At 60.5% G+C, this 23,651-nt stretch carries 25 protein-coding genes; 2 read left to right on the forward strand and 23 right to left on the reverse strand.

All coding sequences use genetic code 11. The features are described 5' to 3' along the window. Window positions 1-210: 210 nt before the first annotated feature. Entirely contained in the window at window positions 211-546 is a 336-nt protein-coding gene (locus JCM12178_RS08765) for a hypothetical protein (protein ID WP_054650586.1), read from the forward strand. A gap of 50 nt (window positions 547-596) precedes the next feature. Here the strand turns inward: JCM12178_RS08765 and JCM12178_RS08770 are convergent, their stop codons facing one another. From JCM12178_RS08770 to JCM12178_RS08875, 22 genes are all read right to left on the reverse strand, one after another. After that, window positions 597-1,025 (reverse strand): tail fiber assembly protein, encoded by a 429-nt coding sequence (locus JCM12178_RS08770; protein ID WP_054650588.1) that lies wholly within the window; start codon window positions 1,023-1,025, stop codon window positions 597-599. An 11-nt stretch (window positions 1,026-1,036) separates the two neighbouring features. Next, window positions 1,037-2,788, reverse strand: a complete 1,752-nt coding sequence (locus tag JCM12178_RS08775) for a DUF7483 domain-containing protein (RefSeq protein ID WP_054650590.1) — start codon at window positions 2,786-2,788, stop codon at window positions 1,037-1,039. Next, window positions 2,788-3,696 carry a hypothetical protein gene (locus JCM12178_RS08780; RefSeq protein WP_054650592.1) on the reverse strand — a complete coding sequence of 303 codons (909 nt, stop codon included), beginning with the start codon at window positions 3,694-3,696 and terminating at the stop codon, window positions 2,788-2,790. Before JCM12178_RS08780 ends, JCM12178_RS08775 begins: the two co-directional genes overlap by 1 nt. Beyond that, the gene (locus JCM12178_RS08785; protein ID WP_054650594.1) at window positions 3,696-6,377 is read right to left on the reverse strand and encodes a hypothetical protein; all 2,682 of its coding nucleotides are present in this window, start codon (window positions 6,375-6,377) and stop codon (window positions 3,696-3,698) included. Before JCM12178_RS08785 ends, JCM12178_RS08780 begins: the two co-directional genes overlap by 1 nt. Then, window positions 6,377-9,058, reverse strand: coding sequence for a hypothetical protein (locus JCM12178_RS08790; protein WP_054650596.1), 2,682 nt, complete (start codon window positions 9,056-9,058; stop codon window positions 6,377-6,379). The genes JCM12178_RS08785 and JCM12178_RS08790 overlap by 1 nt, the downstream gene beginning before the upstream one ends. A 9-nt stretch (window positions 9,059-9,067) precedes the next feature. Continuing rightward, window positions 9,068-10,969 carry a hypothetical protein gene (locus JCM12178_RS08795; RefSeq protein WP_172677098.1) on the reverse strand — a complete coding sequence of 634 codons (1,902 nt, stop codon included), beginning with the start codon at window positions 10,967-10,969 and terminating at the stop codon, window positions 9,068-9,070. An 18-nt stretch (window positions 10,970-10,987) separates the two neighbouring features. Beyond that, window positions 10,988-11,431, reverse strand: a complete 444-nt coding sequence (locus tag JCM12178_RS08800) for a hypothetical protein (RefSeq protein WP_054650600.1) — start codon at window positions 11,429-11,431, stop codon at window positions 10,988-10,990. 1 nt (window position 11,432) lies between these two features. Next, window positions 11,433-13,445, reverse strand: a complete 2,013-nt coding sequence (locus JCM12178_RS08805; protein WP_054650602.1) for a phage tail protein — start codon at window positions 13,443-13,445, stop codon at window positions 11,433-11,435. 3 nt (window positions 13,446-13,448) lie between these two features. Then, window positions 13,449-14,036: a phage connector family protein gene (locus JCM12178_RS08810; RefSeq protein WP_054650604.1), complete on the reverse strand. Its 588-nt coding sequence runs from the start codon at window positions 14,034-14,036 to the stop codon at window positions 13,449-13,451. 49 nt (window positions 14,037-14,085) lie between these two features. Beyond that, window positions 14,086-14,325 (reverse strand): hypothetical protein, encoded by a 240-nt coding sequence (locus tag JCM12178_RS08815; RefSeq protein WP_054650606.1) that lies wholly within the window; start codon window positions 14,323-14,325, stop codon window positions 14,086-14,088. Between the two features lie 3 nt (window positions 14,326-14,328). Continuing rightward, window positions 14,329-14,520, reverse strand: coding sequence for a hypothetical protein (locus JCM12178_RS08820; RefSeq protein ID WP_054650608.1), 192 nt, complete (start codon window positions 14,518-14,520; stop codon window positions 14,329-14,331). A 2-nt stretch (window positions 14,521-14,522) separates the two neighbouring features. Then, a complete protein-coding gene (locus JCM12178_RS08825; protein ID WP_054650610.1) occupies window positions 14,523-15,341 on the reverse strand; it encodes a phage capsid protein in 819 nt (272 codons plus the stop codon). Window positions 15,342-15,455: 114 nt separating this feature from the next. Further along, complete coding sequence (locus tag JCM12178_RS08830) at window positions 15,456-16,301, reverse strand: hypothetical protein (protein ID WP_054650612.1); 846 nt, start codon at window positions 16,299-16,301, stop codon at window positions 15,456-15,458. Beyond that, window positions 16,294-16,566, reverse strand: coding sequence for a Bbp19 family protein (locus tag JCM12178_RS08835; protein WP_054650614.1), 273 nt, complete (start codon window positions 16,564-16,566; stop codon window positions 16,294-16,296). The genes JCM12178_RS08830 and JCM12178_RS08835 overlap by 8 nt, the downstream gene beginning before the upstream one ends. Continuing rightward, complete coding sequence (locus JCM12178_RS08840; RefSeq protein ID WP_054650616.1) at window positions 16,553-18,181, reverse strand: portal protein; 1,629 nt, start codon at window positions 18,179-18,181, stop codon at window positions 16,553-16,555. Before JCM12178_RS08840 ends, JCM12178_RS08835 begins: the two co-directional genes overlap by 14 nt. Beyond that, window positions 18,171-19,481 carry a hypothetical protein gene (locus tag JCM12178_RS18885; RefSeq protein WP_054650618.1) on the reverse strand — a complete coding sequence of 437 codons (1,311 nt, stop codon included), beginning with the start codon at window positions 19,479-19,481 and terminating at the stop codon, window positions 18,171-18,173. The genes JCM12178_RS08840 and JCM12178_RS18885 overlap by 11 nt, the downstream gene beginning before the upstream one ends. A 1-nt stretch (window position 19,482) precedes the next feature. Beyond that, window positions 19,483-19,782 (reverse strand): hypothetical protein, encoded by a 300-nt coding sequence (locus JCM12178_RS08850; protein WP_054650620.1) that lies wholly within the window; start codon window positions 19,780-19,782, stop codon window positions 19,483-19,485. Continuing rightward, window positions 19,772-20,152 (reverse strand): hypothetical protein, encoded by a 381-nt coding sequence (locus JCM12178_RS08855; protein ID WP_054650622.1) that lies wholly within the window; start codon window positions 20,150-20,152, stop codon window positions 19,772-19,774. The genes JCM12178_RS08850 and JCM12178_RS08855 overlap by 11 nt, the downstream gene beginning before the upstream one ends. Then, window positions 20,152-21,582, reverse strand: a complete 1,431-nt coding sequence (locus JCM12178_RS08860) for a terminase large subunit (RefSeq protein WP_054650624.1) — start codon at window positions 21,580-21,582, stop codon at window positions 20,152-20,154. Before JCM12178_RS08860 ends, JCM12178_RS08855 begins: the two co-directional genes overlap by 1 nt. Then, entirely contained in the window at window positions 21,566-22,117 is a 552-nt protein-coding gene (locus JCM12178_RS08865; RefSeq protein ID WP_054650626.1) for a helix-turn-helix domain-containing protein, read from the reverse strand. Before JCM12178_RS08865 ends, JCM12178_RS08860 begins: the two co-directional genes overlap by 17 nt. Beyond that, the gene (locus tag JCM12178_RS08870) at window positions 22,114-22,329 is read right to left on the reverse strand and encodes a hypothetical protein (RefSeq protein ID WP_054650628.1); all 216 of its coding nucleotides are present in this window, start codon (window positions 22,327-22,329) and stop codon (window positions 22,114-22,116) included. Before JCM12178_RS08870 ends, JCM12178_RS08865 begins: the two co-directional genes overlap by 4 nt. Continuing rightward, complete coding sequence (locus tag JCM12178_RS08875) at window positions 22,326-22,694, reverse strand: 3TM-type holin (RefSeq protein WP_245628693.1); 369 nt, start codon at window positions 22,692-22,694, stop codon at window positions 22,326-22,328. The genes JCM12178_RS08870 and JCM12178_RS08875 overlap by 4 nt, the downstream gene beginning before the upstream one ends. Before the next feature lie 413 nt (window positions 22,695-23,107). On the opposite strand from JCM12178_RS08875, the gene JCM12178_RS08880 reads away from it, so the two are divergent. After that, window positions 23,108-23,362, forward strand: a complete 255-nt coding sequence (locus JCM12178_RS08880) for a hypothetical protein (RefSeq protein WP_054650630.1) — start codon at window positions 23,108-23,110, stop codon at window positions 23,360-23,362. 34 nt (window positions 23,363-23,396) lie between these two features. Here the strand turns inward: JCM12178_RS08880 and JCM12178_RS08885 are convergent, their stop codons facing one another. Continuing rightward, the gene (locus JCM12178_RS08885; protein WP_054650632.1) at window positions 23,397-23,651 is read right to left on the reverse strand and encodes a hypothetical protein; all 255 of its coding nucleotides are present in this window, start codon (window positions 23,649-23,651) and stop codon (window positions 23,397-23,399) included.

Genomic DNA, 23,651 nt, shown 5'->3' on the forward strand with positions numbered 1-23,651 from the left:
AAAAAAAATAATCCCAATTAAATGATATTATTAATAAAAAAAAATATACACCAAAACAAATACTCACAACATTACCACCATTTCCTCAGGTCATAAGTTTTGAGAAATCATAGTGTGAAGAAAAATACCACGACGTACCTACTCTTTTCTAGACAATGAGTCCCCCAGAGGTTTAACGCTAATAACAAACTCTATCCATAGGAGGAAAAAATGGAAGACTACAATGGGACTTACATGGTCTATTACGAAGGCGCCGCCGGGTTTGGCAACGCGGCTGCAATCATCGACAACGGGGTAATACGCGGCAAAGACTGCGTTGCAGGAGATATCAAGGGGATGGCCCGCATCGAAGGGAATGACCTTATCATTAATGTAACTATATATTTTACAGGTGCTCCGGGCACTTTCAGCGTCGTTAACGGAGAGAAAGGTTCAGGCCTTGAACAAACGCTTGAATTTCGGGTGCCCAAGGACTTCCCCAATGAAGCTCTTTCCACTGCCGATACTGTTGCAGGGCCACTAAGGCTTCGAATTATAAGGTTGTAAAAAAAGCCCCTCCTCACTTGATAGGAGGGCTGATAGAATAGCTATATCCACTAGGGATTCACCGGCCACTCAACCGCATCCGGAAACCCCGCCTGCTGCGGCACATCCCGGAGCGTCTGCCTGTATTCGGCCCACGCGGTTTTCTGCGCGTCGTCAAGCGGTGCATCCGCGAGCTGAGTCCAATCACACACCCTCAACCTCTCGTCACGATCAGCCCGCACCTGAGAAGCTAAGGCTTCGCTTTTTGCCGCCTCGTCCACCACCGCCGAAACAACCGTCTCGCGGTAGATCAAATCCTCGCCACGTTCCCACTGCGTTTCGTAGGTAGTGTAGGGTTCGCGTCTGAGCGCCACGGCCTCGTTGTAGCCCTGCGCGTCCAGTTCCTCACGAGTCAGGTCCGCGAAGCTGCGGACAACATCATTCTCGACAATCTGTTTCGGCGGGTTGGCACGAAACGTCCCATCGGGGTATCTCCACATAATCTATCTCCTTAAAATGCGTTGCTGTATTTGAAGGGCTGCGCGGCCCATGCGATGCCGACATAGAGATTGCCAGCCCCGTTGACCTGACCGCCTGAGTTGTCAGTGATCTTGAACCCGTTTGACAGGTAGCGATAGCGGTCGGAATACTGATATTCCACATCAGCCTCGTTGGGCCTCAGTGTCCACTCAACGGGGTTGTATGGGTCGCGGGCAGAGTCGGAGAACTGCCAATCATCCGAACCATCAGCGTTCTTGAGCATCATAGCCAACGGGGTGAATCCGAGGTCAGCAAAAGGTCCATCCACAGGGTTGTTCCCGGTGTAGCTGAACACCTTAGAGAAGCCGGGAACCGAGCGGAAGAGGTAGGCGGCATAGATGCCAGTTCCCAAACTACTCGGTACGCAAAACTGCGTGCTTGTGTTGACAGCCCAAAACCCTGCACTGGTGGTAGCCGCTTGCGTCAGGTTCAAGCAGAGGTATTTGTCTGCGCCCAAGTCGCGGTGAAACAACCACCAGTGGTCCACATCATCCAAACGCCTGACAAAACCGAACTCAACGGAATCGTCGAGTGCGTGATCGAATGGCGTGGGGGTGCCGCTGGTGTGATTGATGCCCGAAACAATATCAAAACCGAACTCCGGCCCGCGCTTAAGGCAGAGGTCGATATACGACGAGCCGAGGTCGTTGGTGATGGATTGGTTGCCGAGGTCGTACCCATCCGCGTTGAACGCGGGAATTGCGCCGGGCTTAACATCTTCGGCATTGGTCAGGTCTGTGAAAAGACAGTTTTCAGGACCGCGCACCGTGTCTTGCAAGCACCACGAACGGGTGTTGTAACGGTCCTTTGTCAGCACAGAGTCAGGGCCAAAAGCCAAGCCGCCCACAGAACCCGCCGCGCCCGTACCATCGCGCAGCACCACGGCCACACCAGTGGCGGGGTCAAGCACATCCGGTTCCGGCAACGCCCTCCACGCAGCAACACCGCCGTTGTGGGCCGGTGTGTCGTCGCTCTGCGAAAGCGCACCGCTCACGGTCCAGTCGTTGCCGTTGCCGCTTGCGTCTTTGCCGAGGTTGGCCGCGTCCGCGAAATCGGGATGGCTACCGTTTGCCCCATAGCCCCCGGTGTACGCCTGCGGCACCCACAGGCCGGACACAACCGACGAGAACCCGCCGAAATCGGGCATGTCCGCGACGCCCTCCACCAAATGCACGGCAGAGAGATTGCCGTTGATGTTGTAGGTGCCGTTGTACGCGCCAAGGACGTGCTCCACGGTCGTAAACAGGTTGGTGTCGTAATTCTGTGCGGGATACGTCTCGGAGCTGAATGAGATGATGCGCGTGCCGTTGACGAACAGCCGGACACGCTCCGATTCGGTGGCCTGCGTGGTGTCCACGAATAGACCGAGGGTGAAATGATTGGTCGTATCCACACACTCAGCGTCGGTCTTGAGCTCCATTCGGGTCACGCCGCCAGAGCGGTCAAACACGTGGAGTTTGCCCGCCTCTGTCAGCCAAAAAGCAAAGCGGTTGTTGGAGTCGGCAAACACACTGAAAAGGGTGTTGTAGACATTCGGCAACGCCGAAATCTTAAGCGACAGCACCAGCGCGAACTGCCTGCGGTTGCCGACAGCCGCCGGGGTGAATTGCAGACTGCTCGCCCCATCCAACAGAGCAGAGTGGCCGATCTCGTACGGCCAAACATCCACGGCACCGCCACCCCCGCCAGCAACGCCCGAAAGCGGATGATCGAACGGCCTCATTACGCCACCGCCTTGAGGTTCTGGGCAGCCACGCCGCGAAGCACGCCGCCGCGCTCGGTGAAGGTGATGACATCCTCGGCTCCTGCGTCCGGGGTCACGGACGGAGCCACGCCGCCCGGCCAGAGGATCGCGGCGGGCCATGCCACGGACCAGCCGCCGGTGGTGTCCTGCACGATGGTCAGTTCACCGGGGCCGGGGTTGGTGATGACGATGCCCGTCACGTCCTCGGTCAGTGTCAGCACCGCCGTGGGCGCGGCCCGCATGTCCCACAGCACCACGCCCGCATCGATGGCGAGCGCGGCCTCGCCGTACCGCTGGGCCTTCGTCCACGTGTTGGCAACAGCCGCAGAAACGCCCCCCAGCGCCGCCAACGCTTCCGCGACAGTCGTGCAACCCGTCCCGCCCTGCTCGACCGCCAGCGGCAGGGCCAACGCGCCCAGTTCGGCAAGGTCCTTGTTGACGAGCTCCTGCAGATCGTCAGACCATGCCACCACTTTTCCCGCCTCAGGCTCGGGGATATGCACCCCGGAAACCGACGACGTGAGCGGCAGCAGAATCGCGCGGCCGAGTTGCTCAGCCTGCATGATGTTGACCATAGCCAACAGGTAAAACGCCTCGTTGAGAACGTCGGCGGGCATGCTGTCGTTGTCGGTCAGGGATATCTCGATCGAGAGCGGTGGATTGCGGTAGAGCAACACATTCTCGCCGCCGGAAAGCCCGGCAGCGAACGTCACGGTGCCACCGGCTTCAAGGCCTGCGCCGTCTACTGTGTAGCCGCTCTCCTGCAGCACCCCGTCCACATACACTTCCAGATGTGCTGCGGACAGCAGCAGAAAGTCATAAACAAACGCGGTCTGTCCGGCCGCAGCTGTGTAGGAAATACGGTTCTTGGCATTGATGACGGGCATTAGCGAATCCCTCCCCCATGTTTGTAGATATCTCCGGGCGGCAAAATGAACTCCTGCCCGTATTCCTTTTTGAGCCGCCGCTGCGTCCGGCGCAGATGCCCCGGACTGGCCATTTCCTGCAGGTTGTAGAGGATCATGTAGTCGAGCGGCAGCCGCGTATACCAGAGGTTCACGAACGGCGTATTGTTGATGGTCATGTACATGGACTGCCCCGCGCTTGGCGGATCGCCGTGCAGGGTGTTCAGCAACATCCGGGCAAGATCGTCGGCGGTGTTGAGAAATGGCCCCTCAACCGTCTTCAGCGGCGAATCCCCGAAGCGCGAGAATTTGCCGAGCAGAAAGTCGCCGTAAATCCCGGCCCCGCCGCCCTGAATCATCGCAGCAAGCCACGTGTTGGGCATGGAGAAATCACGCGGCTCGCGCCCCTTGAGCGCGTCCTTGGTCGTCATGGCAAGCGCCCCGAGAACCGTGGTTCCGGCGATGAGCTGCGCCAGTCCGCCGAAATCCCCCTTGCCGCCGGGCCTGCCCTTCAAGTGAGGCATTATGGCCTTCTGCGTGAAGGCGATAGGAAAACTCTTGAACTGCATCATGAACCGGGCCACCTCGCCCCAAACCGTTCCGGGCTGCATCCCCGCGGTCTGCCACATGCGGGTGCGGTCATCGGGCTGAATGACCCCGTATGCAGTTTCATCGAGGAAGAAGGACGAGAGCTTGTCTTCCAAATCACTCCATGCCTTCTTCATCAGTCTGGGCCGGACAGGATCAAGGTGCATGGCCTTGTGTGCTTCGTATCCCGGTTCGCCGCTCGGAATCTGCGCCCCCTGTGGCCGCTTCTTGAGCCACTCGTCCTGCACGTGCGCCTCGTACTTTGCGAGCTCCGGGGCCACATATTCGGCAATGTCGGCTTCATCGAGGAAACGCACCGCCTCAGGCACCACGAACTCTCGGCCATCGGCTGCCCGCTTCTCCAGCTTCTGGACAACTTTCCATTCCCGCTCTCCGATGCCGTGCAGCCCCAGCAGATGCCGATATCCGTCATCAAGCTCGGCCCATCCTTTCTTTGTCTGCATGGCCATGTGCGCCGAACTCATCAAGGCAAAGCTCTCGCGCATACGCTCGGTCCACCATGTCAGGCCGGACAGCTTGAAAAACTTCTGCGCGTACTTGGACATCCGTCCGTGCACCTGATCTTCGGCCATGAACCGCGCGTGAATGTCACCGAGCATGGAATCAAAACCAACACCCAGCAAATGTGCGATGGCCTGCTGATCCTCGGGGGTCTTGCCGTGCAACAGGCCGCGCAGCATCTCACTGTATCCCTTAACCGGGTTGATGCCGTGCCAACGAAGCCGGGATGCAGCCGTGGCCACGTCTGTCACGGATGAAATGACCGCCATGCCGAGCTTGCCCATTGATACCCATGACCGGATGGATGACCCCATGGTCGCCCACGCCATGCCCCACTTGGCAGGTCCGGCAAAATTGGGCACGGCCCGGTCCGCCTCGCCAGATGACACCTTCCATGCCATAGCCACCCGATTGACGGGCTGGTTCAGGTCCTGCGGCAGCCGGTTGGTCAGGGCCTTCTTTTCCTCGTCGCTCAACAACGGATTCTTCCAGACATCCTTTTCCACCTTGCGGATGTACGTCTCAAGAAAGGCCTGCGGATTATGCCCCAGAATCTCCAACTTGGCGGTGTTCTGGGCGTTGATGCGCAGATGCCCCAGCACGGAATCCACAACGTCGCCGCCCCCGAATTTCTCAGAGTAGGCCATCCACGATTCCGCGTCTTTGAAAAACAGCGCCCGATGCTGCTCGGAGAGCTTGCGCGCCAGATCAGCGGGCCGCTTGAGTACCACGTTCTGCCAGTCGGTCACGGCGTCCACATCCCTGCCGCGCACGATGTGATCAAACACCTCGTCCAGCACCTCGTCCATCTGCTCGTCGGCAATGCGGCCAAAGGTCCGTTCCCGGTCCAGCAGATCGTTCTTGATGATGAACTCTTTCCACTGCTCCCGCCCGGCATGCATGATGCGCAGCGGATCATGCCGCTGGGGCAGCCAGTTACGCAGCCGCTTCACATCCGCCCCGGCAGCCACCAGCCGCCGCCGCGAGAGGTCGGACACGTCGGACAGCACCTGTGCCAGCCACACCGCGTCCTGATTGCCGGTCACGGATACCCCACGATCAACGTGGAACATCTCCAGCGTGGTGCTGTCGAGAAACCCCTTGTCGCGCATCAACTTCAGGACGTGCGGCCGTTCCTCCTGAATCATGGAAAAAATCTTGCCGATCCAGCGATGCTCCAGCATATCCTTGCGCTGGCTCATGGACGTGCGCGCTCCGGCAACACCTTTGTGCGTGCCGATGAGACGCGCCACGATGCCCTCGGCCCAATCCTTGACAACGCCCGTGCGCATCAGCCCGCCCACTTCCCGGTCCCATTCATCACGGCGTACTATATCAGCAAGGGACCGCCGTTTGGCCTCGATGGCCTCTTTCTGTGCGCGGTCACGAACGCCACCGGCAATCTGGCGCAAGTGTTCGTCGGCCATGTCCATGGACATTTCCGCGACGATCCGGTTTTTCTCGTCGAGCATCTGGTGGATGATGTCGAAGGCGTCGTTTTCATCCACTCCGGCGTGGCGCATGATGTCCTGAATACAGACGTCGATTCCCATTACAGCCCCCGTTTGATGATGCAGTCCACGGCAGCCTCATAGCCTGCGCCCCAGCGCTCGGCCCGCTGCACACCGATATCGGCAGCGTCAAGCGCGGCCAGTTCCTGTTCCGTCAGTTCTCCGGCCTCCATCATGGCCTGCACACGCTGTTCGTGCAGCAGGGCCATTTCCTCATGGCTTGCGTCCGGATCAACACTTTCCATGGGGTCAAACTCGGGCGACTCGGGCCGCTCGGTTCGCCAGTCCGGCCGGGTTGCCGGTGGTGCATGCTGAAATCGTTCGGAGAGAATCCGGGAAAGAGCTGCACCGGCCTCCTGAAGGTCTGCCCCGTCAAAAATGCGAATGTGCGCCCGCCCGTCGGGCAGAAATTCCACTGCGCCGTTGCTGCCGCCCGCGCGATACCGCACAGAATGCCCGCCGCGTTCCTTGCGCACGGTCCCGTCCATGGTCCAGCGCGCGGCGTCCTGAATGAGATAGCGCAGCTCGTCGTCGCTCATCTCCACGTCCACGCCCATGTCGCGCAAGGCATCCAGCAGCCAGCGCTTGAACGACTCCCATAGGTTGCGATCCGCCTCGGAAAGTTCAACCCCCTCGTTCATGCGCTCGGCCATGTGGGCAAGCATTTCCTCGGCTGCCTCCCGGCGGTGCGCCGGGTTGGCAAAGTCCAGCCCGTAATTCTCCCGGATGCCCTCCATCCGTTCCGGCCCAAAATGCTCAAACACCCGGTCCAACACATCGTCAACGCCGTCGCCCAGCAGCCCGCGCAAGCCCACGTGCCCCACCTGCTCATGCAGCCAGACCTTCACGGCCTCCTCAGGCGAATCAAAGGCATCCGCCACCAGATACACGGCCGTTCCATCGGAAACCCCGCGCACGCCTTCCATGCCCCGCTCCCCGGCCTTGGCACGGATATGCTCCGGCAGGTCATCAAAGGTTTCGACTATCTCAAGCGGCAGGGCATTCCGGGCTTTGCTCTGCAAGGCGCGCACAGTTGAAAAATCACCGCCGAACCTCTTGCTTTTCGCTTCTTTTATATTTACATTTGTGTCGTGACCTTGGCGGGTGAGAGCGTTCCTCGTATTCCCGCCCGGGTTGGCTGACTGGGACGCTCCAGCCTCTGCCCAGTTCAAATCCATCTCCACCACTCTGGCCCACTCCCTTTTCCCTTTGCCCCCCCTTGTTGGAAATTTGCTCTGCACAACAGAGCCGAATGTAACGACAGTATCCCATACGTCCTTTTTCAGTTCTTTATCGAAATAACGCTTGAGCAAAATATCTCGGGTAGTGCCTTCTTTCTGAAAGATAAATTTAACATCAGGATTATCGAGCGTGTCGGATAGAGAGTGCACATATAAACGACGTTTTTCTTGCTTCAAAAAATGACTAGCATCCACGTCTTTCCCGTCCTGAGTCATACGAAAAGAAATTCCGTCAGGGAAAAGGTGCTCGGCAATCTCATGCAGAGCAAAGAGATATTTGTCTGGATCAGAATACTTGAGAGCCTTGATTTTCTGAGGCTTCAGCGTATCGAAGTAGGCCTTCATGGCCTCCCGGCTCTCAAGGCTTAAATCCGTTCCCGTATCTTCGAATTCCACCTTCAAGCGACGATCATTGTCGTAAATGACCTTCTTGGCGAATCGGACATAACGGGCTTCAGGGCTGTCCACCTGAAACCGAATCGCCCCTTCATCAGCCTTGCCGCCCACGGTAATGTCGCTAATGTGCCTGCGCATCCATGCATCCAGCTCCATGCCCGAATCTTCGGCCATGCGCTCCAGCGGCCCGAGCAGCGCCCCGGCCTCTTCAACGCGCAAGCCCTGATCCGCCAGCCGCTTCATGGCCCGCTCGTGCGTCAGTTCGCCGGACTCCACCACGCCCTTGAGCAGCGGCGAAACATCAACGGGCCTGCCTTCGGCCACGTCATCCGCAGCCAGCGCCAGCGCGTTCAGGACGTCCGCCCGCTTCTCGCCCCGCAGCTTAGCCCACGCACCACCGGCACCGCCGAAAAGCATCCCCACGCCAGCGCCCATGAGCGTATCCACAGCGTAGTCCTCAAATGTGATCTTCTCTCCCCGCCGCTTCAGATCCTCCCCGATGATCGGCGAGGTCAACGCATTGCCCACCGCCGCATCCAGCCCACCGGCCAAAACGCGACCGCCAACGGTCCCGAACCGCCCGATCATGCGTAACTTTGCTGCCTGACCAACAAACGGGATGTAGTTCACAGGGTCCAGAAAACCCACGCCCATCTGCACGCCAAACCCGACGACCTTCTGCGCCAATGTCTGGCGACTCAGAAGCTCATCCCTTTTTCGACGTTTGTCATAATCCTCGGCCAGTATTTTTGCCCGAACCGGATTCATGCCACCGTCAAATTCAATGCCGTCGCGGAAAAATTCGGATTCCTTCCACTGCTCCTCGGTCAGTGCCGCATGCTCGGCATTGATCGCCGTGTCCATCCAAGTGCGTACGCCGTCACCGTCCGCATCCCGGTCACCGTATGCCTGCATTTCCGCATACTGCTCACGTAGCGCGTCCAAAGGTCGACCGAGAGAGAACCAGTCCCATGCGCCGCTCACATTGGCACCCAAAGACTCGCCCCACGACGGCGATCGTTCAGCCTCCAGCCGCTCAAGCTCTTCGGGACGCGCCACCCTGTCTTTGGGAGAGAAAAGATTCACAGCGCCCTCCTACGGCCCATAATAGTAGTCTTCGGTTGCTGCCTCCGCAGCCGCAATCGCTGCATCACCATAGGAAACAAAACTGTCCTCGATGACCGATCCCAGCGCAGGATGAACCAGCACAAACCCGTCGCCGTCCTCGGCGTTTTTCCATACGCAATCATGCAGCGCCGGGCTGTTCTTACCCATGCGTGCCCTGAGAATGCGCAGCCCGTCCTCCACCTCGTCCTCGTCGTGCTCCTTGGGCATCCACGCCACGGCAAGCTCTTCATCGGTAAGAAACGAGAACCCGCCCCAAAGCGATTCAAGAGCCTCTTCGGCGTCTCCGTCTACCATCGCGGCCTTGAGTGTCAGGTCCTCCAGCTCCTTTGCCATGCGGGAATAAGCAGGGTCTCCGGTCAATCGCGCCTGCTTTGTCAGGACCTCGCCCATACTGCCGCTGTAGAACTCGGGGTTGAGGTCGGCACGGACGGTTTTGGCGACCTCCTTGTCCGCCCCCAACTCGTCCAGTTTCATGCTGGCGGCCCGCAAGACCTTGCGCCCGACCTGCTTGTCACGCAGGTACAGCATGGCGGCAAAGTTCTCGGCATGGGAAAGTCCCAGCTCCGTGAGCACCTGCCGAGTATGGTCGCCATAATGCTCCACTTCCAGCAGCAGTCCGGCCTTGCCGTCCGCGTCATCGTTACGAAATTTTTCCTTGAGTCGTGCGGCCTGCTCCTTGGGAAGAATCCTCGGGTATTCTGCTCCGAGTTCCTTTTGAACCTGCAACACAAGCGCCGCCCGTCCGGCGAGATCGTCCTCCTCCACTCCGGAGTTCTCCGCACGGCGCATCGCTTCAGGCATGGCAAACCCCGCCGGATCATCCGCAAACGCCTTGGCCTTCTGCTGCACCTGCGATACGGCCCGCTCGTACATGTCCATGTCCGCACGGTAGCCCTGCGCGCCCGGTTCAGGGCGCAACACCTCAACAGCGGCCCGCTGTTCGCCGAAAGGACGGTCTTTCACGCTGTCCAGCACGTCCCAAACGTGTGACACTCGGGCGAACTGCTCCGCGTACGCCCCGGCAAGCTCCTGCCCCCGTTCCCCAAGGCCGCCGAGTTCGGCTATCATCTCCTCGGTCCCGTCCATGGCGGTGCCTTCAGTCATGGCCGAAGCGAGCGAATCTTCAAGCAACGGCGAAAGCGCGGCCAACCGGTCCCGCTGGAACTCTTCCCGTTCGCGCTTCACACGGCGAACCTCGCCGCGATAGACCGCATCAAGCTGGGAGACCTGCGCCGGATTCAGCCCCGCATACTGTTCGGGATCAAACGCACGCCCTTCGGCCACCATGGCAGGGATGTCACGCCGTGCGCTCTCAAAAGTCACCAGATCATGCGTAGCGTCACGCATACGGGCAAACTCGGTTTCGGCCATGTACGGGGCTATTCCTTGCAGTCGCTCATCAAGATGCTGTCGGGCCTGCTCCCGCTGTTCGCCTTGCGCATTGATGACGGTGTTAACCAGCAGGTCACGGTCTTCCAAAAACCGGGCCTTGTGATGCTCTCCGCGCCTGCGCTGCACCTCGCGCCCGAAGGTCACGCCGTCCTTGACCGCCGCTTGCTCGAAAAGCGGCGTCAGCCGCCGGGACACCCGCCCGGAAACTCCCTGCAAAGTGCGCTCGCGCAGCTTCTGCACGGCCTCTGCTCGGCGTTTCTGGAGCGTCTCGAAATCCTTGTCTTCCTTGAAATGCTCGTCCAGTTCGGCCATGCCCTTGAGCCACGAGGTTCGCGCGGCCGCAAAGTCGTCAGCGTCATGGATGTCCTCAATGCGCCGTGACGCATTGGTCATGTCCTGTGCCATGGACTGCGTGCCGAAACTGCGAACGCCCTGCGCCTGCGGAGTCCGCGCCCCTGTCGGCGCGGTGTTAGCCATATATTTCTCCAGATTCATCTATCCCTCCCAGAACTTCTGTGCGGCAGAGAGAAGCGTCCCGCCAGCCTTGAGATAGTTCTGCTTGCGCATGGACGCACCGCGACTGCGGGCCATGTCACCGGATATCCGCAGTGACCGCGCCCGCTCCCCGGCGTTGAACTCGCGGTTGCTGGCCTCAAGCTCCACCTGCATGGCGTTATCGGCAAGCGCGTCCAGCAGCGACCCGGACCGCGCCCAGCCGCTGTGCGCCACTTCGGCAGACTGCCCGGCCATGAACTCCCGGCCCTGCCGCCGGAACTGGCGCACGTCGAACTCCCCGGCCTGCTTGGCAAGGTCCGCATCGCGGTACGCGGCTTCCCGGTTGTAAACGCCCGTCTTCCACGCCTCCTCCGCGTCGGACACATCACCGAAAACCGAAAGCCCCTTGCCTGCGCCGAAAAGCGCCTTGGAAATCCAGTCCATCCTATCCTCCCACCTTCACGGTCATGTAGAGCGCCAGCACGGTCAGCGGCAGCGGCGCGTCCTGAACCAGACAAACGTCGGGCTGTTCGTTGTAGGTGCCCGGCGTGCGCAGTTCCGCATCCCCGGTAAAAAGCGGCGGCGGCGCACCCAGCTTGTGCCCGGTGGATCGCATGGGCAGCACGGAGAGTTTTTGTTCGTCCGGGCCGTATTTGAGGCCCAACGACTCATGCAGCCGCGCTGTAACCGAGGCAATGCGCTTCTTCCTGCCCTGCGTCGGGCCTTTCTCGGACATGCTTTCCTGCCGGGCAGGCATCAGCACGGACCTGTACCCGTACCCGGCGTGAACAACGGACGCAGCGGAATCCAGCACCACTTTTCCACCTTCGACGGTCACGGGCCGATGCGTGGCCCCGTCCGCCAGCACCTCGACGGTCTCCCCTTCCAGATGATCGAAGCCCGGCACCTCGCGCACGGCTTCGCCCTCGTATGTCGCGCCACAGTCGAGGAAAAAGCACTGCTCCTGTGCCCTGCCGGTCTCGTGCCCGACCTCCATGCGTTCGATACACCTGCGAGTCTGCCCGTTCACGGTCCGCCTGACCGCCAGCCAGAGCACGTCACGCCCGTCACCGGGGATCACGGCAGCGGACTCCACCACGGGATGCCCGTCATCAAGCCGCCCGCCCAGAATGTGCCGCGCAGCCGCAAGCACCTGCTCACTCGGTTCGTAGGTCATGGAGACAAGCTGCCCGTCCTCGCGCACAGCCCAGATAACGGACTCCGGCGTGCGCTGGTGTGCAAGCTGCCTGACGCCGGATGCCGTCACATGACGGCAAAGCTTGGTCAGCTCCACATCGGTCAGCCCGTCATTTTCGAAGCTGTAGCGCAGCCCGTACATCTGACGGCGCTGCTCCTGCACAAACACCGTCTCCGCGCCGATCCGTACGGGCGTTATGGACGAGGAACCACGCCCCCCGTCCAGTCGCGGGGTGCCGTTTGTCGGCTTGATGGGCTCGTTCATTGGCGTGACCACGCGCCACTCGCCGCCGGAGGTGCCCATGATGAGGTACTGTGACCACGTCATCCAGCGAATCGCGTTGAGCCGGTCGCCACCGAGAGTCTTGGAGTAGCCCGAAGAATCCAGCACCTCGCCGGATTCATTGGTGGGCGAAAAATCGTACAGATCATCGGATGTGCTCTTCCAGTGCGTCTGCGGCTGCACGTCCGTCGCGGCAAAGGCCAACGATTCGTCGATAAAAAGAACCACCTGCGGCCAGCCGGTTGTTTCGGACCACGCGCCGAGCCGCCATTCCCATGTGGCAGAGGTGCCGGAAAAATCCCGTTTCACCTCAACCTTGACCTGCGTTTCAGAAACATATTCGGTGATGACGCCCCAGCCGATGACATTGCCGTGGCGCAGGCGCAGATGCCGCCCCACATCCGTGTCGGCAAAAGGTGTGTTGTCCGTTCCCGAGGCTGTCACGGTCACAGTGCCGCTGGTGGCTGACGCGGCCATTTTCTTGTCCTCGTCGCTGTTCTGGTCCATGTACGGCCCGTCCTCGAACGGCACGTCATCAAGACGCCAGTCGTCATGCCCGTAGCGGGAAAGCCGCTTGGGCCGATGCTTGCCGTGGGCGATGAACAGCACATCCGCACTCTGGCAGAACCACAGGTCCGGCAAATCCTCGGCAGTAAAGGGCGTCTCTACACTGTAGGCGCTGCCGTCCTCCGCAGCCACAAGGCCATCGTGCACCCACACGCGCACCGAGAGCGGCGAGAACTCCAACACATACGCCTGCTGCTTGTTGAACTCGAACGGCTGCAAAAGCGGCGACGCGGAATCATTGGCAGCGGGCTGCATGAAACGCGAGCCGCCACGCCGCCGCACCGGCCCGGTCACGGTGGGAATGAAATTCTCCAGCGTGCGGCAGCCACGTGCGCGCGGTTCGATGTCCGTCCTGCCGTCCAGTTCCGGGTCAATCTCCCCGGCGTTGAATGCCACCTGTGAAATGAGCATGCCCTACTCCAGATGTGCGGTTTCCCAGCCGCCGCTTCGACGCCGCTCCGGCGCATTTTCGGCGCTGTCCACGCTACGCGCCTCCATCAGCCGCCGCTCGAAGATGCTGAGCATTTCCGCCGCCATGGTCCGGGACTCGGCCAACCCAAGGGCAAGCTCGGCCCCCAGCCGCGCCACCACGGCAGCAACGAACAGGGAGTCATACAGCCCCGCATCCGGCTCGTCGCGGATATACTCGATGACCGGACCATCCTCGTTGATGAAAATCCTTGGACCCGCGCGAACCCACGCACCCGGCTCCACAACTTCGCTGCCGCTGGCTCCGTACACTCGCCAGACACGCAGACAGTCGGGCGGGAGCTGATAGGCATGGGACCAGTGCGGCGGCAGGTCCGTTTCCACGGGCCCGCCCAGATTCTTGAAAGTCCGGGCGAAATTCCACGGATACACCCGCAGGACCTCACGCAATACCTCGTCATAATGCAGCTTGCACAGGTCGGCCTCGGGCGTTCCTTCGTCAATGGAACTGATCCGATCGGTTACGCCAATGGCGGCCAGCGCCCGGTTGCAGATTGTCGGCTTGTCGGCCATGCCTCCTCCGAAAAGTGATGGGCGGGGGATTGCCCCGCCCGGTTGAGTGCTAGGAGCCGTTGACCACGGTCACGGGGCCGATGGAGTTAATCACCAGAACGTCAACGGCGGCGTTGGTGCCGGTCACGGCCAGCACGATGTCGCCGGTGCCGAGATTGTAGTCCTCGGCCGCGTCGTCGAAGTATCCGGAGGCCACGGTGGTGGCGAGGTCGTCGGCGGTCTTGTAGAGAAAGAGCTGCTGACCGGGATACCCGCCAATCAGCCGCAGGTCATTGGATGCATAGGCCATGGGCTATTCTCCCTGAGCCGTTTCAGGCTCTTTGGTTGCAGGTTCGGGCGGGGTCTTGCCCGCCACTTCGTACAGTCCGTCCAGTTCCGGAACGGCCTTCCCTTCGCCCTTGCGCCGCTCGCCATCCTCGATGAGTACGTCAAGCAGCGCGTCCAGCTTTACGTTCACGCTGGCAACGGTTTCCTTTTCAGCCATGCCTAGGCCTCCTTGCACTCGATTTCGACCACGCCTTCGGGGTCGATGAGCACGGCACCGGCGCTCATCATGTGGTTCACGAAGTGAGCGGCCTTTTCCGCAATCCAGTTGATGTCCGGAGTGATGCCCAGCCCTTCGGCCAGCCCGGCGGCGGACTTGTGGTAGAGGAAGCACTTGCGAACCCCGCCCACCAGCGGCAGGCCGGTGTGCATGATCCAAGTGATGTTCAGCCACTTGCGGGCCTGCGCACCCTTGAGCCACGGCAGGGCGTCGCCAGCATAGTCGGCGTTCTTGAACTCCTCGATCTCCAGCAGGTTGTTGTACTGCTCGGCACCAACGAGGGCGTAGCGTTCGCCGTCGTCGGGCACATCGTTGGCGTTCAGGGTGCCGAACCCCTGCAAAACCTTGGCCTTGGTCAGGACAGCATCGCCGGAGGGGATCACCTCGGTCGCGCCGTCCAGTTTGGTGATGATAAGGTCATCGATCTTGCGGCCCATCGCGTAGGCACCGGCGTTCGCCAGCACGCCGCGCTCGTCGATGTTGGTCTTGATGGTGTCGAGCTTGTCCACGTAGTCGCCCGCGTAGAGGTCTTCCAGCACGGCGGTCACATGGCTGTGGTCCACGTTCATGAGCGGCACGTTGCCGTGGCGCGTCTTCTTCCCGGCCTTGCCCTTGCCCGACCTCTGGAAGATGTACTCGGACCCCTTCACGCTGGTCTTGAGCCGCACGGTCTTGCGAAGCTTGGCCTGCTTCTGCTGATAGGCAGTATGCACCTCCGCGCCATACTGCTTGATGAATGCCTGATCCACGGAAAAACTCATTGTCGTTTCCTCCTTGATGGTTGTCGTCGAAATGCCTCAAACATTGGGGTGTCCCGGCACTTCGGGAACCCGGAGGGTGTCCTTGTGGGGCCTCCTGTCCGCCGGGGCCGCTATCTACTCGGGGTACAGCCGCCTGAACCCTTCCTCGATCTCGCGCACATACGCGGGATCGCGCTGGTCCGGGTCGGCATACCTCGGGTCCTGCATCATCTTGGCAAGCTTGGCCTCGGTCAGTTCCCCGCCGTCCGAGCCGTTGCCAAGGTCCTTCAAGTCGTCTTCGGAAAGATACTTCTCGGCCAGCCCGTGCAGCGCACGCACAATGGCCGGATTGTTTCCCGCACCGCTGGAGACGATGAGCTCCACGGCGTCGTCAGGAAACTCGGAGAGCATTCGCTCGGCCATGAGCACCTTGTGGTCGAACTCGTCGCCCCACTCGCCCTTGAGCGTCTCGGTGGCCTCACTCAGCGCATTCTCGTATTGCTCTTCCTCGGCCTTGCGTGCGGCGGTATGCCCCTCGTACAGATGGTCCACCATCTTCTGCATGGCCGCAGGCGGCACACCTTCGGCGTGCGCCAACTGCACCAGCTCCGGCAGTGTGGCGTCCTCGCCCACTTCCGGCAGCGTCAACCCGGCCGAGTACTCTTCAAACTCACCGGGCACTCCCTGCATTTCACGCAACTTGCTGTGAAACGCCGCGCGCTCCTCGTCCGTGGCGTCTTCGCCCGGCGGCACCAGCCCTTCGGGACGCTGGCCCACGAGCTTGTTCATGTTGTCCACGCCCTTGAAGAACTCGTCGGCCGAGCTGTACTTCTGCGCCCAGCTTGCCTCCCGGAACTCTTCGGGGATGAAGTCGAGCCCGCCACCGCCGCCGTCACCGGCCGGGACTTCGGGCGTTTCCTGCGGTGCAGGGGCCTCGGGTGTTGCGCCTTCCGGCACTGCGCCGGTAGTCGGGTCACTCATTGTCTGATCCTCCTGTGATCATGGTTTCTTTGAACTCGGTCGGGTCCTGATGCAGCACCCGGAAAATCTCCAGCCCGACTGCCCGGCGGCCCTCGTTGTAGGCCGTAGCCGTGGGATCGCCCGGCACATAGGTCGGCAGGTCCATGCGCGTCGTGAGCAAAATGTCCTTGAGCACCTCGCGCCCTTCTCCTGCTCCGAACACCCGGCGATACAGGTGCCGCCGGAAAATCCTGTCCCGCATGGTCTTGAGCTTATCTTTGAGCACCGGCACCTCCTGTCATGCCCAGCTTCTGGGCCACGTCCGCGCCCTGCTGGGCCGCTTCCATCTGTTCAGCCCGCGCCTGCTGCTGTGCCCGCCGCTTGCGCAGTGCCTCCACGGTCCGCTCGTCGCGCACCACTTCGGCAGGTGCGTTCACAAGCCTGCCATGCACCTTCATGGCTGCGTCGTTGTCGAGATTGTCGAAGACACTCGGGTCCTGCGTCAGCTCGGCAATGGCTCCGGCCTGCTGATACATGCGCTCCACTGCCTCGGAGTCGCCGCCGTGCTGCATTGCCAGAAAAAGGCGGGACTTCATCACGAACTTAAGCCGGTGCCCGCGCAGGCTTTCCGGCGGCGGCGGAATGATCCCCATACGCAGCAGCATGGAGAGCCCGCGCTTGAGCAGCGGTTCCAGATACTCGCTGAACCAGCGCGAAAGCTGCGGTTCGAGCACCATGAGCTTCTCCTGTTTGCGCATCTGCCGCTCCCCGAGCGTGACCCCGGAACGCACCTCTTCCATTTCAAAGGCGTCAACAAACATGAGCCGCCGCACCATGAACTCGCTGCGCTGAATCTCTTCAACGCCGAACCGTCCGTCACCCACGGTGTGCAGTTCCTTGACGCCGGGCATGCCGTTCTGCATGGCCGAGGCATCGAGAGTCGTGATGGAGTTGGGACCGTTTCTAAGCGGCGAAAGCGCGGCCTGATCGGCCATGGCCAGCGGCGGGTCCACCATCTTCTCCCCGGCCCGCTGCGTGGTGCGTTCCTTGCTTTGCAGCACACGTGCAGCCCCCAGCGCCTTGCGGCACTGCGAATAGCCGTACACCTCGCCGGTCTCCTTGGACCCGCGCGCCACGAGAAACGGGAACTCTTCGAACCCGGATTCCTCGCAGATGTGCTTTTCGCTCTTTTCCCAGTGGATGGAGGCAAAGGGCATGTTCAGCTTGCCGCCCTTGCCCGGCGTGCGCTCATGACGCGGCACCACCGCATGCATGAAGGAAATCTTCTTCTCTTGGTCGTTCTGTTCCATGGCTTCCAGAACCACCTTGCCCGCCTTGTCGCCCCACTTATGGTGCGCCTGTCGCGCGGTCAGCTCAATTTCGCCGATGGCGGTATCCACTTCACCGTCCTCGTTCTCAGCAAAGCAGTATTCAAAGGGCCTGCGCGTGGAGAACCGGAACCCGTGCGGCCCCATGAGCATCCGGGTGTTGCACACGCCCGAACACAGAAAATCAACAATGGCCTCATGCACCTCGCGGTGAATGTTGGACTGATGAATGAAGCTCATGAGCTGCTTGGACGCCTGCTGCAGCCAACTCTTGTTGCCGGGGTCATCCTCGGCCTTCTCGTCCATGAGCCCGATCTGGCTCCACTGCTGGTCCTTGGGCATGGTGCCGGAGTGAAACCCAGCAGCCGAGATATCAAGCGCTTCCTCGGGCGTCCCGTTCCAGATGCGCGTGCGGTCGTCGCTGCCGTCCCCGGCCTTCTGGCTGCTCTTGGCCTTGCGCGGCTTGAACAACTCCGCGCACTCGTCAGCCCGCAGCCGCGCCGTTGCACGGTCCGCGTCCATCTTCTCGTACCGCTTGGCAAGCCGTTCAATCTGCTCCTGATTAGCTGGCATAACGGCCTCCCAACAGCACCGGCCCGTCCTCAAGCCCGCGCCTGCCTGTCAGGATCAGACTCCCCTTGCCCCGCTTCGGCCCCTTACGCGTGGCTCCACGAACCTTCCCCGCACCAGTGGCCGCTTCGTCCGCCTTGCCGGAACCGCCGCCCCCGCCAGCCCGAGGCCGCAGCAAACGCCCGAAGTTTCCATCGGATTCCCCTTTTAATGAGACACGTCCCCTTGCGGTTCGGCTCGGAGCCGCCTGCTGCTTGCTCTCTGAGCTTTCACCATCAAGCATTGCCATATCACGCAAGGTGTCTACGGCATTGAAGGCCCCATATGCTGCTCCTGCAAAATTACCTGTCAGCAAAGAACCAAAAGGCTTTGCTACATCAATTGCAACACCAACCTTATCCACGGCGGATTTACCGTTTTCGGTCATCATGTTGCCTTCAGCGTGAGCCTCTGCAAAAGTCTGCGCATGCTTTGGACTTCTTCTGGCCTGATCAACCATGGCCTTCATTGAAACATTTCGATCATACCCAAAAACAGAATCACGCAGGCTGCCCAGAAGACCTCGGTCCGGTTCGAACTCCCACTGACCTTCCTCATTCTTGGTCCAGTCACCATGCCTATTCCCGGCCTTCATTGCTTCATGCCCCGGTGCCCATTTGGTCTTTGGGTCCGAAAGCTCACGAAGCCCGGCCTGCAGATCGAAAGGCTTGGCGTCTTCCTCTCTGGCTTCCGCAGCAGGCGGTTGCGGCGCAACTCCCCCGCCATTCCCCTTGCCGCCCGCTCCCATGCTCCCCAGAGAAGACGGGGCCACGCCTTTGCTGAAGGCGTTGTCGGCCTGTCCGTCACCATAGGTGCCGTGCGGGTTATTGGTTTCGCTCGTGGGCGCGTTGCGGTCTCCGTAAAAGCCAACCCCGTGTTTCTTGGCCCAGCTCTTGCGGTCCGGAGTGCTGTACTTGGCACCAAGGCTTTTTCCGCGGGGGTCGTCCTCCCCATGCTTTGCCTCGGCAGCCGCCCTCTGGGCCTGCTGACGCTCTTCGGCCTGCCGCTGTTCTCTGGCAGCCGCCTCCTGTGCAGCCTTTTCCCGTGCAGCCTTCTCTTTTGCGGCCTGCTCTTTGGCGGCTTTCTCCCGCGCAGCCTTTTCCCGCGCAGCCTTGTCGTTGTTCCGCTGGTTCGAGAGCAGCCTGCCGCCGGACCTGTTGCCGCCGTTGCCGTTGCCACCACCCCAGCCGCCAACACCACGCGAATCCTTGGCGCGACCACCCGGCCCAAAACCAGACCCTGAAAATCCGCTGAAATCAGGCATCCTACCACCCTCCGAAAACCGTTTTCACAACCTCGGGCCGGGCGCTTGCGTCCTTGCCGAAGGTCAAGTGGGTCGAGTCCTTGCCCCTGCGGGAAAGCAGCCGCTGCCGCTGGGCCTTTGCCTTGGCCTGCACTTTGGGGTCATCCGGCCCCGGTGCCTTGGCCTCGCCGGGCGTCTCCACTTCCGGGTCCTTGCCGAACAGCGCCATGCCCGTGCTCGCAGCCGAGCCCACAGCGCTCGCGGCGGTGGCCGCCTTGCCCAGCGTATCCAGCCACGAAGTACTTCCCGTGCTACCGCACATTCTCTTCCTCCCCGATTTCCTGCATGGCCACGGTCAACACGGGCACAAAGCCCATGAACCCGGTCATGGAAATGAAATTCACGTCCTTGAGATCGTCGGTCGATACAAACACCCGCCGCACTCCGCGCTCCCGGCAATGCGCCCGCATCTGCGGCACTGCGTTCTTCTTGAGGTCCCGCCAAGCGAGGATGCCCTGCTCCAGAATCCGCCAGTACATCCACGCTTCGTCACCGATGACCGCCAGCCCGGCCACCGCGTACACTGCGCCACCGGCACGGAACTCGAACCACTCGTACTGCTCCGGTTCGGTCCACGTGTACTGAAGCCCCACAAGCGCGGTCGGCTGTGTTTCAACCCGTACGGCACCCATCAGTTTTCACACCTCGTCTGCATGCCCGCCCCGCTGCGTCGCGGCTTGTAGCCCACGGCAAAATACCGGAACGCATCCGCGCCGTGGGATGTCCAGTCATGAACAGGCTGATTCCTCCAGCACCCATTGCGCTCGTCCCAGTCCTTGCGATACGCCTCCAGACACTTCACACCCTGATCGGTGCGCGTCTCGTCGAACCAGCACTTGGGCAACAGGTTCCGAACCGCGTTGATGCCGTCCTGCACCGGGATGTCCGGGCTGATATCGAAACGCAGACCCAGCTTGCGGGCAGTCTCCAGCCGGGACTTGCCGGTGCCAAGTTCCCGCACGCGGATGTCGTGCGGCGCGTAGTGCCCCGCGTAGACGTACGGCTTGCGGTTCAGCTCAGCGACGTAATGCTCAAGGCCTTCGCCAGAGTTTTCGTAAAAGTCGATGACACGAAACTCGCGGTCCATCAGCGGCTGAATGAACCAGATCGCGGTGGAATCGCTCATCCCGAGGTCCCACGCCGTGTACACCGGCAAGGCCGGGTCATACGGCACCCGAGCAATCTGCCTGCGGTCGCGGATGGTGGCGAACTGCCTGCTGTAGTAGGCTCCCTCCACAGCCGCCTCGAACGCCTCTTCCGGCGTGCTGGGATACTCGCGCTTCATGTCTTCCTGCTGGTCCGCCTCCTTGGCCGCGTACCATGCCCGCTGCGCCTTGGAGAGCGTGATGCCAAGCGTCTTTTCCAACCGCTCGAAATACTCGTCATGCTGCGGCAGGATCAGGGCATGGTTGGGATCAGTCTGATACTCGGGATGCTCGAACCACGGATAGAAATTGAATCGGTAATCCAGCCTGCCCAGTTCCCTGCCGCTCTTTGCAAGGTCCTGTGACCGTTTGCAGCGCTCAAAGAAGTCGCCGGTCTGCCCTTCGGCAGTGCTTTCGATGGAGAGAATCCCGTACTCCGGCACCGCCTCGAACGCCCCGGTGCGGATTTCCTTTGCCCGGTCAGGCAGCTTGGCGCAGATTTTTCCGTACTCGGAGACATGCAGGAAATGAATGGTCCCGCCGCGGAACGACGTTGCCACGCGAATGGACGAGTTGTTGCTGAACAGCAGCTCGTTGGCATTCTCCGTTGCCACCGGCACGGCATGGCGAAAAACCTCGGGCAACTCCCGGTAGGCGAACTTGATCTTGTCACGAAAGAACGCCTTCGCGTCGTCCTTGTTGTGGGCGATGATCCCGGCGCGCACGTTCTTGTTAAAGAGGCACATATCAAGCGCCACGAGACACATGAGCGTGGTAAACCCGAGCTGGCGGGCCTTGAGGATGATGTTTCGATACCACAGGGCAGCCATGAACCGGCGTTGCGCCCAGTTCATGCGGAAGCGCCGGATGCGCCCCTGCTTGTCGGTGATCGAGTAGAGGTTATTCAGCCTCCACATCCTGTCCTTCAACCTGTGCACCGTGCTCAATTCCTTTTGTTGTTCCGTCAATCTCGTCCAGAAATTCAGACAGGGCCGCAGCCTTGTTGGTCACGTTCAGGCTCCCGGTCATCTCCAGTTGCTGCTTGTCGGGCCAACGTTCAGGGTCCCGGCGGGAGAGGAAGAGATTGCAGGCCCGCGTGTCGGGCGGATACGCCCGCTGCACCTTCTTGAGCAGATGCAACTCGTCGCTCACTATCTTCTCCCCGCTCTCGGTCTCCCCGGCATCCAGCCTGCCGAAAACCTTCTCCGTCACCCGCAGCCCCAGCGCCCGCTTCAAAAGGCTTTTCTCCACCTTCGTGCAGTTGAAGACGTCCACACCTTCGGTCACGGCTCTGGCAAAATCCCCGTGCTCGCTCTTCCACTTGCTCACCGTGGACTTGGACACCCCGAACACCTTGGCGAGCTTGGCTTGCGAAAACCCGGCCTCGGCACAGATGCGCCGCGCCATGTCCGCATATTCGGGTTTGTACTTCGATGGTCTTCCGCCGCTCATGACTGAAAAAATTGATACAAAAGCCGTATGCCGATGCTGACGACGCAAGCCACAGTGCCCCACACAATGCGCTCCAGATGCTTGATCCGTTCATTGTTGGTGTGGCACCGCCTCGTCTCGTTAATCTCCCGGATGTCTTCCTGCACGACCATCACACGCTCCTCGATGCGTGCCAGCGAGACCCGCACCTCCTGCACCAGATCAGGGCTCACTTGCGCAGCTCCCGAACGATCTTCTCGCCCCCGCGCGTCACCACGTACCCGCCGACCCCGAGCTTCAACAGCCCCCAGAGGTTCGGGGGAATCTCCAGCACCGGTGCCTTGTCCCAGAACAGGGCAAGGTACGGGTGCACGAGATAGTTGTTGGCAATGATGAGCATGAACAGGAACATGAGACACGGCCGCCATGAGCGCTGCATCCAGTTGCCCTGCATTTCGGTCTGCAGGACCTTCAGCCGCCCGGCGAACTCGGAGAGGATGAGCTGCACCTTGTTGCGCTCCGACTCCCCGGCATCCGGCCAAATCTTGTCCACGATGGTGGACCCGAGGTTCAGCAGATCGTCCCAGATGAACGCCACAGCCTAGCCCCACACCAGCCAGCCGGTTCCCAGCCCGGACAAAAAGATGACAATGATGAGAAAGCCGATGATGCCCCAGAGCAGATAATCAAGGGAACGGGTGCCGTTGCTGTACATAGAAAAACTCCCCGCGCTGCGCCCCTCACCCTGACCCCGCAGGCAGCCCCCATGGCCGCCCGCCGGAGCGAAGAGTGATAAGACGATGGCTTTGCACGAAAAGTGTAAGGGCACAAAAAGACCCAAAACCACGATTGCACGGTTTTGGGCTATCCAGAGGGTACTAAATGACCAACATTTCCTATTGACAGACTTCTTAAAAACACACCCATTTCACCAAAGAAACAAAGTGTGCTATAATTAAATAACGTTTCGCACTCACAACATTCTAACGCAAACAGCGTTAAGGAGCACAAATGAAAAAAGACGAAAAAATCACAACCACCCTCAAAATCTCAACGCCTGCCCCCTCTGGCCTTGATGACAAGAGAGAGTTCCTTTGGGCTCTTGTGGATATTTCCAATGACGAACCGGATGAGACAGGAGCATTTCCAACTGTTACAGTAAATGTTCCTCTCTTTCTCAATAAAAGCGATCCGATTGAAGTAACTCTTGATCAGGCTAAAGAAAAAGCCAAAGCCCTTCTGGAGGATGCTGTGAAAGCGTTTTAAACAAAGAGGACTGGGAGATTTCTCCCAGTCCTTCCTATTTTCCTTCGCTTCGAAAGGAAATCATACACATATATCGACGCCGCTTTTCCTTCCATCCTTCGGGAAGATGTGCGTCCGCTTCAGCAAGGCACCAGATAGCGAGGTCTTCCGGCCGGGCAAACCATGGTCCAGTCCCGTCCACCTGATAAGCTGGCAGTTCCCGGTCGCGCACCAATGCAGGGATATCGCGCACCGATCTTCCTACAGCCTTGGCGATCTCGCTGCGTCCTTTGATGAGAAACGTCGGCAT

Source organism: Salidesulfovibrio brasiliensis JCM 12178, from assembly GCF_001311825.1.
Taxonomy (GTDB): Bacteria; Desulfobacterota; Desulfovibrionia; order Desulfovibrionales; family Desulfovibrionaceae; genus Pseudodesulfovibrio; species Pseudodesulfovibrio brasiliensis.